The sequence below is a fragment of the Streptomyces sp. NPDC040410 genome (assembly GCF_055595715.1).
This window is the reverse complement of the sequence record NZ_JBVIVK010000017.1, coordinates 38,223-50,715: the sequence shown is the minus strand read 5'-3', so window position 1 is coordinate 50,715 and position 12,493 is coordinate 38,223. Positions and strand designations below refer to the sequence as shown.

The 12,493-nt window shown below is 69.3% G+C and carries 9 protein-coding genes; 3 read left to right on the top strand and 6 right to left on the bottom strand.

Going from position 1 to position 12,493, the window contains the following annotated elements:
* Positions 1-25: 25 nt before the first annotated feature.
* Entirely contained in the window at positions 26-667 is a 642-nt protein-coding gene (locus ACZ562_RS28780) for a uridine kinase family protein (RefSeq protein WP_471184883.1), read from the bottom strand.
* Positions 668-1,543: 876 nt separating this feature from the next.
* Here ACZ562_RS28780 and ACZ562_RS28775 point away from each other — a divergent pair.
* Together ACZ562_RS28775 and ACZ562_RS28770 are read left to right on the top strand one after the other, a co-directional pair.
* Positions 1,544-2,110, top strand: a complete 567-nt coding sequence (locus ACZ562_RS28775; RefSeq protein WP_471185107.1) for an O-methyltransferase — start codon at positions 1,544-1,546, stop codon at positions 2,108-2,110.
* A 467-nt stretch (positions 2,111-2,577) separates the two neighbouring features.
* A complete protein-coding gene (locus ACZ562_RS28770; RefSeq protein ID WP_471184881.1) occupies positions 2,578-3,756 on the top strand; it encodes a hypothetical protein in 1,179 nt (392 codons plus the stop codon).
* Positions 3,757-3,963: 207 nt separating this feature from the next.
* Here the strand turns inward: ACZ562_RS28770 and ACZ562_RS28765 are convergent, their stop codons facing one another.
* Both ACZ562_RS28765 and ACZ562_RS28760 read right to left on the bottom strand, forming a co-directional pair.
* Positions 3,964-5,637: an amidohydrolase gene (locus tag ACZ562_RS28765; RefSeq protein ID WP_471184878.1), complete on the bottom strand. Its 1,674-nt coding sequence runs from the start codon at positions 5,635-5,637 to the stop codon at positions 3,964-3,966.
* On the bottom strand, positions 5,627-7,102 hold the full coding sequence (locus ACZ562_RS28760) for a purine-cytosine permease family protein (protein WP_471184875.1): 1,476 nt from the start codon (positions 7,100-7,102) through the stop codon (positions 5,627-5,629). Before ACZ562_RS28760 ends, ACZ562_RS28765 begins: the two co-directional genes overlap by 11 nt.
* Before the next feature lie 200 nt (positions 7,103-7,302).
* On the opposite strand from ACZ562_RS28760, the gene ACZ562_RS28755 reads away from it, so the two are divergent.
* Complete coding sequence (locus ACZ562_RS28755) at positions 7,303-8,004, top strand: TetR/AcrR family transcriptional regulator (protein ID WP_471184874.1); 702 nt, start codon at positions 7,303-7,305, stop codon at positions 8,002-8,004.
* A 999-nt stretch (positions 8,005-9,003) separates the two neighbouring features.
* On the opposite strand, the gene ACZ562_RS28750 is transcribed toward ACZ562_RS28755, so the two are convergent.
* Genes ACZ562_RS28750 through ACZ562_RS28740 form a run of 3 tightly spaced genes read right to left on the bottom strand, consistent with a single transcriptional unit; the run spans position 9,004 to position 12,356 of the window.
* Positions 9,004-9,294 (bottom strand): acyl carrier protein, encoded by a 291-nt coding sequence (locus tag ACZ562_RS28750; protein WP_471184872.1) that lies wholly within the window; start codon positions 9,292-9,294, stop codon positions 9,004-9,006.
* A 37-nt stretch (positions 9,295-9,331) separates the two neighbouring features.
* A complete protein-coding gene (locus tag ACZ562_RS28745) occupies positions 9,332-11,059 on the bottom strand; it encodes a fatty acyl-AMP ligase (protein WP_471184871.1) in 1,728 nt (575 codons plus the stop codon).
* Positions 11,049-12,356, bottom strand: coding sequence for a cytochrome P450 (locus ACZ562_RS28740; RefSeq protein ID WP_471184868.1), 1,308 nt, complete (start codon positions 12,354-12,356; stop codon positions 11,049-11,051). The genes ACZ562_RS28745 and ACZ562_RS28740 overlap by 11 nt, the downstream gene beginning before the upstream one ends.
* Positions 12,357-12,493: the final 137 nt, after the last annotated feature.

Here is a 12,493-nt window from a genome sequence, read left to right as displayed (position 1 = left end):
CTGGGCCGGTCCCCCCCCGGGCACGTCACAGCGCGAACGCCGGGATCCCGGGAGTACGGGTCACACCGCGCACCCCCCGTGCCCGCGAGGACGCCGCGGGCGGCGGTGCGAGGGCCGGCCCGATCAGCGGCATGACGGCCGCCAGCATCTCCGTCTCGCTCGCGGTCCCGTCCACGACCAGATCGGCCACCGCCCGGGAGGGCGCGACGTGGGCTGCGTGGCGGTCCCTGCCGGTCTGCAGATAGTTGTGCAGAGACAGCCGGGGGTCCTGCCGCTGCACCTCGATCTTCCGGAGGATCTTGCGGGCCAGGCGTATGTCGTCGGGGGTGTCGACATACACCCGCCACGCCGCCCGCGGGACCACGGACGGCAGTGACAGCGCGAACAGGCCCTCGACCACCACCAGCAGCACGCCGGGGCGCATCAGCGCCGCGTCAATGGCGTGCGTCACCGCTGTCTCGTCGATCGACCCGGGATGGTTCCAGTCGAGGACGGCGTGCCCGTCGGCGCTGACCGTCCACACACCCCTCAGGGGGTCGTGCGCGGGCACGTAGTAGTCGTCCAGATGGATCAGTGCGATGCTCTCGGGACACTGCAGCGACAGGGCTTCGGCAAGGGTGGACTTGCCGGATGCGGTGCCGCCTGCGACCGCCATTACACCCGTCATACCGGGCGCTCCTCATGTGCTCAAAGGGGATAGACGAAGCGGCCGGACAAGCCGGGTGCAGGGAATGTACGGCGGCGTGATCGCCCATGGCAAGTGGGGAAACGCGGCCCGGTTCAGCGAAGGCCAGGGCCGCGACCTCCCGGCTGAAGCCGATCATCATTCGGCCGGCAGGAGCCACCCCCACCGCCAGGTGGAGCGGCCCTCCACGACTGCCGCGTCGCCACGGCCAAGCAGGGTGCTCCGGAGGTGGATGGCTGCAACGATCGAGGAGTTCGAGAAGGATCTGAAAGGGAACCTCTATAAGGTCTGGAATCGGATGTCCTCGGAAAAGCTACCTTCCTCCTCCGGTGAAAAGTGTGGGAATCCCGAAGCCGCATGGCGACGGGGTTCGTTTGCTCGGTGTGCCCACGGTCGCGGACAGAAACGCCCAGGCAGTGGCGGCCACTCATCTGGAGAAGCAGGTGGAGCTGGTGTTCCACCCGGATTCCTACGGCTACCGCCGGGCAGGTCGGCTCTGAACGCGGTTGAGATATGCCGGCGGTGCTGGAAGAAGAAGTGGGCCCCTCGATCTCGATGTCTCCAAATTCTTCGACAGCCGCTGGGGCCTCGTCATCAAGGCGGTGGAAACCCATACCGATGCCACGTGGGTCCTGTTGTATGTGAAACGGTGGCTTGCCGCTCCACTGCAACTTTCCCGACGGCACCTTGCGGCAGCGAGATCGCGGAACCCCACAGGGATCGGCGGGTTCTCCCGTGTCGGCGAATCTGTTTCTGTGCCCTGACCGGAAGGTTTGCAGGGTCTGGACAGGCGAAACTCGCACCGGACGCCTCTGCTGGCGGATAGCGTCGTGTCCACGGTGAAGGGGATTCGTGATCATGGCAGAGCGTTCGGTTCCGCCTCGCGTGGTGGCCGCGGAGCGTGTCGCCTCCGAGGCGGGTTTCAAGAAGAGTTGCATCCCTGAGGTGGGCCGGTTGCTCAGGCTGGCCGCTGCTGCGAAACCCCACGGAGTCGTTGCGGAGAGCGGCACCGGCTCGGGCGTGGGTACCGCCTGGCTGCACAGTGGGCTCGGCGCCGGTGCCCGCCTGGTCACGGTGGAGCGTGACGAGGAGCTGGCCGGTCGAGCGGCCGGGCTCTTCGCGGACGACAACCGCGTCAGCGTCCTCACCGGGGAGTGGCGGCTGCTTGAGCAGCACGCCCCCTTCGATGTCTTCTTCTGCGACGGCGGAGGCAAGCGTGACGCCCCGGAGAGGGTCGTCGAGCTGCTTGCTCCTGGTGGCCTTCTCATCCTGGACGACTTCACCCCATCGCCCCATTGGCCGCCTCGTTTCGGCGGCGAAGTGGATGAGCTCCGCCTGTTCTACCTTACTCATCCAGCCTTGGACGCTACTGAAATACTCACAACACCAGCCAGTTCAGCAGTTGTTGCGGCACGCCGCCTCTAGTCAGGAAGGCGTGAACCGTTCTTGATCACGCCGCGGGGCTGGTCTGCCGTCCCAGCGGATGCCCTTCTCGCTGCGAATGCGGGCGCGCTCTCGGCGTTGTGCGGCGAGGACGTCGGGGTGGCGGGCGTTGGCGCCGCACCCTCGCAGGCTTGGTAGGGCGGGTGGTGGCCGTCTGGACGACGAAGTCCTCGTCGTCAGGGGTGAGCAGGCGGGGCTCCGAGCCGTCTCCCGGCGACCCGCAGCCTCACCCGCCTTGCCTCTCTCCGCACACAGGGCGGCGACTCAGAGGCAAGACCGATGGGCCTCGGTCTGAGTGGGGCGAGGTAGGTAGAACCACGTAACTGACTACTGAACTGTGCGGTGGGGGTGGCCATGTGGCGCTTATGTCAGAGGCTGCATTTATGGTGCCGTTGACGATGGCGTGCCCCGATCCATCTGGAGCTTGCCGCCAAGACCTGGAGAATGACGTGCACTCTTTCGATGCTGCAGATGTTCCGAAGACGGATGACTGGGAGGCGTGGCTCGCCTACGCGGATCTGCTGACTGGGGCGGGCGACCCGCGGGGCGAGGCGATCCGGCTGGAGCACCGCTGTGAGACCAGGGACGGGGACCATGCCCGGCTGGCCGCGGCCCATGAGGAAGTGGAACGGCAACTGGGGCTGGACGGGTTGCGGGAGGACGGCTCCTGGCAGTTCACGTGGTCCCGCGGCTTCATCGACGAGGCCTGCTTCCGCCTGGCCAAGGACACCCAGCCGCAACGCCGAGAACTGGTGGAACGGCTCCTGACAGACCACTCACACGCCGCAATCATCGACCCGACCGACCCCGAACAATGGGAAGGCGCCCTGATCGACGCACTCCTTTCCCACCCCGCCACCCACCGACTGCGCACACTCGAACTGCACCTCACCGACTACCACCACTCTGCCGAGCACTCCGCGGTCTCACTTGCCGACCGACAACGCCCCCGGCTGGAACGCATGTACTTCGGCTACGGCTTCGAGTACCTGTTTGAACTCAGCGAGGGATCGACGGGTAAGCGAATCAATCCTGAGGAATACCTTCACCAAGGACTTGTTCAGGCCGATATCTGGGACTCGCTTCCCGCCCTGCGTACACTGGAACTCGAAGGCGCGTTCCTGTTCCACTCCTTGAACCACGACAGACTGACCCGACTGCGGGTCCGGGGACCCGTCATCTCCGACGGATCCATTTTCGAACTTGGACAGACTCCCGGACTGGTGTCATTGGAAGTTGAACTCGGTGATGACGTTTTCGGCTGCGTGTGCCCGCCTGAGCAACTCGAGGAACTCAAGGCCTCTGAGTACCCTAGTCTCAAAAACCTTGACCTCAGCAAGGCAGAGTTCGATGCCACCGCGTATCAGCTACTTTCCGCCCTCGCGGACTCCTCGGTCCTTCCTCAGCTCGAACGTCTGTCCATCAGCAACCTGACGATCAGCCAGAGAGACTGCGAGGGTAATCCGCTGGCCGGACTGGCTGAACTGGCACCACGATTCGCCCATCTTGATCTGCACGTGAACGACGTCATCGACATCGAAGGCGCCGACGACGAGGAAGCCGATCGGGTTCTCTCCCGATTCGGTCTGAGCCGGGTCCACCCCACCGGCAACCATGATGACGACTGAGCGTCAGTCGATCTTGAAGTCTCCGGCGGATATCAAAGCGCGTTGAGGAGGCCGCCTACGGAGATCCACGCGGGGCAACGCAAGTAGGTGCCGGCCGGGGATCGGCTACCAAGGCCGCCGGGGCTCCCGGCCGGCCGCGTTCCGCCGTTGCGGTCACCCTGTCCGCCTCTGGGCGACCCGGCGCGGTTCGTGGGCGACAGCAGCGGCTCACTCGGCGCGGTGCACCACCTGCCCGGCGGCGACCGTGAGCACCGCTCGTGCATCGGCCAGCGGTGCCGCGTCCGGTGTGGCGAAACCGGGCGCGCACAGATCGCGGTCGAGGAGCACCAGGTCGGCGCGGCGGCCGACTGCCAGGGTGCCCCCCTGATCATCGTGGTTGACGTAGGCCGAGCCCGCCGTGAAGGCGTCCAGGGCGTCGTCGAGCGTCAACCGCTGCTCGGGCAGGAAGGCAGCACCGTCGCGTGCGCCGGGGTCGGTCCGGGTGATCGCGACCTCCAGCTGCTGCAGCGGGTCGGCGGTGGTGACCGCCCAGTCGCTGCCCATGGCAAGGCGGGTGCCGCAGGCCAGCAGGTGAGCGAAGGGGTATTGCCGACGTGCCCGTTCGGGGCCGATGAAAGGCACCGTCAGGTCGTCCATCTGTGGTTCGCTCTTGGCCCAGTAGGTCTGGAGGTTGGCGATGACGTCGAGTTCGGCAAAGCGCCTGATGTCGTCGGGGTGGACCAGTTGCAGGTGGGCGATGTGGTGGCGCCGGTCGCCGGCGCCGTTGGCGGCGCGGGCGGCGGCCACGGCGTCGAGAGCGTTGCGGACCGCTCGGTCGCCGATGGCGTGCTGGTGCACCTGGAAACCGTGGCGGTCGAGTTCGACCAGGGCCGCGGCGAGCAGTTCCCGGTCGATGTAGGAGAGTCCGCGGTTGTCGCTGTGTCCGCCGCAGCCGTCGCAGTACGGTTCGAGGAGCGCGCCCGTGTGGTTCTCCAGGACCCCGTCGGTCATGATCTTCACGGTGGTCGGGTGGAAGCCCGAGCCCAGGTGGGCGCGCGGGGGTGTGACGGCCAGTCCGCGCTCGCGCCGGGCCAGCAGGTCGGCGATCTGTCCCAGACCCTGGTGCCGGTCCCACCACAGCGCGCCGACCACCCGGGCGGTGAGGCGTCCGTCGGCGGCCAGGGTCTCGTAGGCCTGCTGGGTGGCGGGGGTGACCCAGGCGTCCTGCCAGCCGGTGATGCCGAGGGCATGCAGGTGGCTCTGGGCCGTGAGGATCGCGGCTTCCCACTCCGCCCGGCCGGGGAGTGGGACATGAGTGTCGTTGAACGTGTACGCGGCGCCTTCGTGCAGGGTCCCGGTGGGTTCGCCGGTGACCGGGTCGCGTTCGATCCGGCCGTCGGGGGGGTCGGGGGTATGGCGGTCGATCCCTGCGATCTGCAGGGCACGGGAGTTGACCCAGGCGCCGTGCACGTCCCGGTTGAAGAGGAAGACGGGACGGTCCGGGACGATCGCGTCGAGGTCCTCTTTGCGCGGGGTGCCGCCGGGGAAGTGCTCCATGGCCCAGCCGCCGCCGACGATCCACGCCTCGTCGGGGTTGGCCCGGGCGTAGGCGGCGATGGCGTCCAGGTAGGACTGTCGTCCCGCCAGGTCGTTGAGCCAGATGCGGAGCAGGTTGCGCCCGGCGAAGGGGGCGTGGACATGGGCGTCCTGGAAGCCGGGCAGTACCAGGCCGCCGGCGGCGTGCACCCGTTCCGTATCCGGTCCGGCGAGCGCGAGGACGTCCGCGACGTCGCCGAGGGCGGTGATCCGCCCGTCCCGTACGGCCACGGCGGAGGCCCAGCGGCCCGCCGAGAGGCGGGCCCGGGCACCGGTGATGACAAGGTCGGGTGTCTCAGTGAGCAAGGTCGAGTACACCTTCCTCTTCGACGATGCGCCGCTCTGCCGGGAGGTCGAGCGAGCGGCAGAACACCAGGTAGCACAGGCCGGCCACGGGCAGGCCGATGAAGACGGAGTAGTCGACGCCGTGCAGCGCCGCGGCGGCGAACCCGGTGAACGGGGTGGTGACGACGAACGGGATCATCGCCGCGATGGCGATCAGATACGCGAGGTTGCCGCGCCATCCCCAGCGGCCGTAGATGCCGCGGGGGTTGAAGATCTCCCCGATCGAGTAGGCGCCGCGGCGGACGAAGAAGTAGTCCACCAGGTTGATCGCGGTCCAGGGTGTGAACAGGTACGCGAGGAAGATCAGCACGTTTCCGTAGAAGGAGTTGAACCGGTCCACTCCGACGAACTGGGCTACGCCCCAGACCAGGACGAACATCACCGCGATGCAGACCGCTCGGATGGTCCGGGTCGGCCGCACGGGCTTGAAGCTGTCCCAGATGGAGATGATCGACATCATGCCGCCGTACTGGTTGATCGCCATCACCGACAGCAGGCCGAGCAGGAGTGCCGCGACCATGAACCAGCCGAGCCCGCCGACCAGGCCGTCGGCCATCGCCTTGAACGCGGCCACGGGAGTGGCGTCCGGGTAGGCGGCCGAGGCCACCGCCCCGATGGCGAAGACCCAGATCCCGGACAGCGCGCTGGGCAGGTACGTCCACCAGAACGTGGCCCGCACGCCGACCTGGGCCGGCAGGTAACGGGAGTAGTCGGACACGTACGGGGCCCAGCCCAGCTGGAAGCCGGCGACGATCACGAAGACGGTCATGAACGCACCGGCCTTGAAATCGCCGAACATGAAGGCGTCCGCGGTCAGACCCTCGTCGGCGAGGGCGGCGACCGTGACCACGGCCATCACGGCGACCAGCGGCCAGGTCAGCCAGCGGCTCACCCGGTGGATCCAGCGGTAGCCGTACAGCGCGATCAGCGCGGCCACGGAGGCGGCGATGAAGTAGCCGTAGCCCTCGCGCAGGCCGAACAGGGTGTGCAGGGCGTCGCCGGACAGGATCGCGTCGGAGGTGTTGTACGCGACATAGTTGACCAGGGCGAAGACCCACACGGTCAGCGCCGCGCCCAGATAGCCGAACTGTGGTCTGGACTGTACGAGTTGGGGCAGGCCGAGCTGTGGCCCCTGGGCGGAGTGGAAGGCCATGAAGAAGGTTCCGAAGAGCGAACCGAGCGCCGTGGCGATGAGCGTCCACGTCAGTCCGGCGCCGATGCTGAGCGCCGTCACACCTGTGGCCATCGCGGTGAGGTTGATGTTGCCGACGAACCACAGCGAGCCGAGATGCGCGGGGGTGCCGTGACGCTCGGCGGCGGGGATCCAGTCGATCGAGTGGGTCTCGATGCCGGAGGCCGCCGTGGCGGCTGGGGGCTCGGCCTGGTCGGTCGCGGGCGTGGCGGGGGTTGGGGCGGATGCGGGCATACGAGGCCTCCTGGCAAGGGCGGAGGTGGTGCTTCCGGCGGAGGAGCCTCAGTGTGGGATTAAGTCAATCGGATAGTCAATGGCATCGACTAAAGGTAATCTGGGACGGCAGGGGACGGCAGGCGGCCAGTGGCACCCTGATGGGGCGCTCAGTCCGGTCCGGTGAGAACCGGCCCCGTACACGGAGAGGACCCTTCTCGATGGCGATCACGCCACAGCGCAGACCCCGACGGCCACGGGGCAGCCTCAACCAGCAGGTCATCGCCGAGGCCGCACTGCGGATCGCCGACCGGGACGGAATGGACGCGCTCACCTTCGAGACCCTGGGCCGCGAGTTGCAGGCCCATCCAACCGCGATCTACCGCCACTTCCGAGACAAGGACGAGGTGCTGCTCGCCCTCATCGACGCCCTGCACGCCCGGGTCACCTCCGGCGGACTTCCGGTCACCGACGACTGGGCCGCGGATCTGCGCGCCGTCGCGGGCCGGATCCACGACGTTTTCCTCACCCACTCCCAGGTCGGCCAGTTGGTGGCCGCCCGCACCGCGCGGCGGCAGCACGAGTTCGAGGTCGTCGAGCACATTCTCGGCTGCATGCGCCGGGCCGGCCTCGACGAGAGGGAGGCCGCCCGCTGCTACCGGGTCTTCGCCGACGCGGTACTGGCCTACTCCAGCATGGACGCCGCACTGCATGCCCTGGAGGCGCCCGCCCGCGACGCCGACCTGCTTTCCTGGCACGTCGAATACCGCAAGCTGCCCGCCGAGGCCTACCCGAACCTCGCCGCCACCATCGACCACATCCCCCCAGTCGACTCACCCGGCAGCTTCGCGCTTCTGGTGGACCTTCTGATCGCGGCGATCAGGGCTCGCGCCGACTCCTACAGTGACGACCAGCGTGGCTGAGCAGGCGACGAACCTCGTGTCGTTGTCGGCCGTGGTGGGCGAGCGTCGCGGCCAGGCATCGACACTGCGGGCGAGCGGTGGGCGCTGATCGATCCAGCGATCATGGCGTGGTGGGCGGGGTGTGGCTCCATCGGCGGCCACATCGCTGCGTGCACATCGCGCGGATGCCCCGGGTCGGCCGCAAGGGACACAATCGGCAGTCCGCAAGGATGGGCCGGCGAACCACCTGACCCTCCCGCGCCCGACGCCAACGTAGGTACCTGCATGCTCGTGGACCGAGGCGCACGTCACGACCTTCCGGACCGCCGTCACCAGGTCCTCGGCCACCATGGCCGTCCGTCAGGGCGCGCCTCCTCCCCTTCGCCAAGACCAGCCGCCCTCTCGTGGGGCTCTGCAGGCGGGCGCCTGTACGGCGCTGGACGACGGTGGCGGTTGGTCCGGAAGAAGCCGCCGCCGGACCCGTCGAAGGAGCAGTTCCATGCCGGCTAGGACCCGGCGGCGGTAGGCGCGGTCGGCCCGCCGGGGAGGGTGCGGAGCGCTGACGGCGCCCTCCCCGGCGGACGGTCGAAGCGAAGCCGGCGGACCAGGGGCGAGAGCCGCACGCAGGTTGCCCCCGGGACACGGCTTGTGGATCAAGGTGCACGGCAGCCGGGGCGGTGGGGGGTGGGGGAGCGCGGGCCCAGGCACTGCACGGTGAACCGGGCGGACGGACTCAGTACCGCTGCCGGGCGCCGGGCAAGAAGCGCCCGGTCCGCGGCGAGGCGCCCAGGCGCGAGCGTCGCGACATCGCCTGGTAGTCCGTGAGACTGCCTCGACCTACGAGGAGCTGTGCCGGCGCTTCCCGGACAGCCTCGGCCCGGAGCAGTGGAACCAGCTCTTCCCGGTATCCCACACCGCGCTTCCTGCTGACAGCGGGTGAATGCCTACGGCCACGCCTCCGCTCAAGGGCCGGCCCTGGTGCCTGCCTTCCTCTGTCAGAGCCAGGGCCGCCCCCGCGGGTTACGACGCCGTACGCTGCCGGGTCGCGTGCTCGGCGAGCAGGCCGGCGAACGAGGCCACCGTGGGGAACTCCCACAGGGCATTGGGGTCGAGTTCACAGCCGATGTGATCCTCGGCCTCCGTGATCAAGGTGATGGCCCTGACCGAATCCAGACCGTAGACGGACATGGGCTGTTCGGGGTCGATCGCGTCGGGCGGAAGTCTCATCTCCTCGGCGAGGTAGGCGCAGAGCCACTCCCGCAGCTCTGCCTCGGTGCCTTCCGTCGTGGGGTCGGTCGTCGGACGGTGCATGGGACTCCTTCGGTGCGCGGCTGGCAGGGGGCAGGCCCTAACGCGGGTCCTGGTGCAGGGAGACCAGGCGGCCCTCGCGGAAGAGGTCCCGCATCGCCGAGCGGCGGACCTTGCCGCTCGTGGTCCGCGGGACCGTGCCCGGCTTCACCAGGGCGACGGTGGCGACGGCGATCCCGAACTCGCGTCCCACCGTGTGCCGGATCTCGGCGGCGAGGGCGGGCAGCCGGTCGGCCGGGATGCCCGCGACCTCATGGGTGACGACCACGGAGGAGTCGTGGTTGCCGGGGGTGGCGCCAGGATCGGCGAAGACCACGCCCGTGCGGCCCAACTCCGGGTGCTGGGCTCGGAGTTCGTGCTCGATGTCCTGCGGATAGACGTTCCGGCCGTGCACGATGATCAGGTCCTTGAGGCGTCCGTGGACATAGAGTTCGCCGTCGCTGAACACTCCGAGGTCCCCGGTGCGCAGATAGCCGCCGTCACCGTCCGCGGTGGCCGCGTCGAAGACGTCCGCGTTGTCGTCGCGCCGCCAGTAGCCGGACGAGACGCTCCGGCCGCGCAGCCAGATCTCGCCCAGCCGGCCGTCCGGCAGGACGTCCCGGGTCTCCGGATCGACGATCAGGGTGTCGTACGAAGCGTCCGGGCGGCCGCAGGCGACGATCTCCCGGGAGGCGCGGTCCGCCACCGCCGGAGTGAACTCGCCCTGGGCCAGCGCCTCCAGGTCCACCTGGAGGGTCTTGAGTGGACCGGTGGCATCGACCGAGATGTAGACGGCGGTCTCCGCCATGCCGTAGCAGGCGGTCACCGCGCGCGGGTCCAGGCCCGCGGCGGCGAACCGGTCGGTGAAGGCGGCCAGAACCCGCGCGTCGATCGGCTCCGAGCCGCAGCCGGCCACCCGCCAGCGGGACAGGTCCAGGCCGGCGAGGTCCTGCTCACGGACCTTGCGGGTGCACAGGTCGAACGCGAAGTTCGGGGCGAAGGAGAGGCCGAGGTCGAAGACGTCGATCATCCGCAGCCACTGGGCCGGCCGTCTGATGAACGCGGTCGGCGCCATCAGCACGGAACTCCCGCCCAGCAGCAGCGGCCACACGATCTGGCTGAACAGCCCCATGTCGTGATACAGCGGCAGCCAGCCGCCGACCCGTCCGCCGAATTCGAGCCTGGCCGTGCCCACGGCGGTGTTGAAGAGGATGTGCTCGTGCTGGAGGACCACGCCCTTCGGGTCGCCGGTCGACCCCGAGGTGTACTGGAGCACGGCGATCGTCGACCGGTCCACCGGCACCGGCCGCCACTCGCCCGGGTCGTCGGCGTCGAGCAGGTCCCCGGCGACCACCTGGAGCGAGGTGTCCGGCAGATCCGCCGCCCACTCGCTCACCTCCGTCAGGTGCGCCGCCGTGGTCAGCACGGCCGCGGCCCCCGAGTCCCGCGCGATGGCCGCGAGCCGTCGGCCGTGGTGGCGGTGGCCGCCGGGGAGCGGCGCCGGCACCGCGATCATCCCGGCGAACAGACACCCGAACAGCGCCGCCGCGAACTCCAGCCCGGTCGGATGCAGCAGCAGCACCCGTGCGCCCGGCGGCACATGCGCGTGCAGCCAGGCCGCGCGGCCACGGGCCTCCTGGTCGAGCCGGGCGTACGACCAGCGCTGCGCACCGCTGTCGAAGTCGGAGGGATCGGCGAGATAGGTGAGGGCCTCGGCGTCGGGGTGGGCCGCCACGCGTTCGCGGAACAGCGTCACCATGTCCGGGGCATCGGTCAGATCATGCGTCATGAGAACGTCCTTCGGGGGCGGCGGACCGGGCGCCGGCTACCCGGCCGGGACGGACGCCGTCCAGGTCGATCGGGAGACGGGCCGGGCCCCGCAGGTTCAGATTGGGCCGGTAGACGAGCTCGTCGGGGCGCAGCCGAGGCCGGACCAGCAGCGTGGCCAGCAGTTCGAGGGCGACCGCCGCCTCCAGCCGGGCCAGTCCCGCCCCGAGACAGAAGTGCGGCCCCGCCGCGAACGTCAGATGCGGCGCGGCGGGGGAGCGGCCGATGTCGAACGTGCCCGGGTCCGGATACACCTCCGGATCCCGGTTGGCGGCCCCCAGCAACAGCAGCACCGTGTCCCCGGGCCGCATCGCGGCCCCGCCGATCGCCCCGGCCTCGCGTGCGACCCGGGTCGTCATCTGGACCGGCGCGTCATAGCGCAGGACCTCCTCCACGACCGCCGGAGCCGTCTGTTCGGGCGCCGCGCGCAGCCGCGCGAACTGCTCCGGATGCCGCAGCAGCGCGAGAACCGCGTTGCCGATCAGATTGACGGTCGTCTCGTATCCCGCGTTCAGCAGCAGCACACACGTCGCCAGCACATCGTGGTCGTCCAGCCGCTCCCCGTGCTCCTCGACCTGGAGGAGATGCGAGATCAGATCGTCGCGGGGGTGGGACCGCCGCTCCTCGATCAGCTTGCGGAAGTACACCACCAACCCGGCCCGCGCCCGCGCCGCCTGCGTCGTCGGCCGCTGCGGGGGCGCGCCGAGCGGTGGCTCCAGTTCCTCGGACAGTGTCCCCGTCCAGTCCTGCAGCTGCTGCCGGTCCTCGAACGGAACCCCCAGCAGTTCGCAGATCACCTGCAGCGGAAGCGGATAGGCGAGACCCTCCACCACATCGAATGTCCCGGTCTCCGCGCCGGCCCCGATCAGCTCCGTCACGATCTCCCGGATCCGCGGTTCGAGCCCCGCGACCTGCCGGCGCGCGAACGCGCCCGCCACCAGCCGGCGGTACCGCGTGTGCTCCGGCGGATCGAGATGGATGAAGTTGAGGGTGCGCGGCCCGTGCGGGGTCGGCGCCAGCGTGGCCAGATCCCGGGCCGAACTCATCGCGGGATCGCGCAGCAGCGCCGAGACCTGCGCGTGCCGCCCCACCACGACCAGCCCGTCGAACGGCTTGTAGGGGGAGCGCGCACGTAGTCTGTCCAGATAAGGATACGGATCCTCGCGATGACCGGGATCGGTCAGCTCCGCGATCTCCTCTGGCAGCGCCGGACGATCCGGGGGAACCCGCTCCGCGGTTTCCCCGGCGGTTCCGTTCATCACCAGAAATCCACCCCCGGTCGATTCCTCTCGCCGCCGACGATACCGGCGGCCCCAAGACCCGGAAAGTCTGCGCGAATACCCGTCCGTATTCACAGTCGGCGGCTGTTTAACCGTGGCCCCGCCGCGGTTGAACA

What these genes read in the sequence shown, in the direction of transcription:
- ACZ562_RS28780 (WP_471184883.1), bottom strand. Translation starts at nt 667, where the DNA reads ATGACGGGTGTAATGGCGGTCGCAGGCGGCACCGCATCCGGCAAGTCC.
- ACZ562_RS28775 (WP_471185107.1), top strand. Translation starts at nt 1,544, where the DNA reads ATGGCAGAGCGTTCGGTTCCGCCTCGCGTGGTGGCCGCGGAGCGTGTC.
- ACZ562_RS28760 (WP_471184875.1), bottom strand. Translation starts at nt 7,102, where the DNA reads ATGCCCGCATCCGCCCCAACCCCCGCCACGCCCGCGACCGACCAGGCC.
- ACZ562_RS28755 (WP_471184874.1), top strand. Translation starts at nt 7,303, where the DNA reads ATGGCGATCACGCCACAGCGCAGACCCCGACGGCCACGGGGCAGCCTC.
- ACZ562_RS28750 (WP_471184872.1), bottom strand. Translation starts at nt 9,294, where the DNA reads ATGCACCGTCCGACGACCGACCCCACGACGGAAGGCACCGAGGCAGAG.
- ACZ562_RS28745 (WP_471184871.1), bottom strand. Translation starts at nt 11,059, where the DNA reads ATGACGCATGATCTGACCGATGCCCCGGACATGGTGACGCTGTTCCGC.
- ACZ562_RS28740 (WP_471184868.1), bottom strand. Translation starts at nt 12,356, where the DNA reads ATGAACGGAACCGCCGGGGAAACCGCGGAGCGGGTTCCCCCGGATCGT.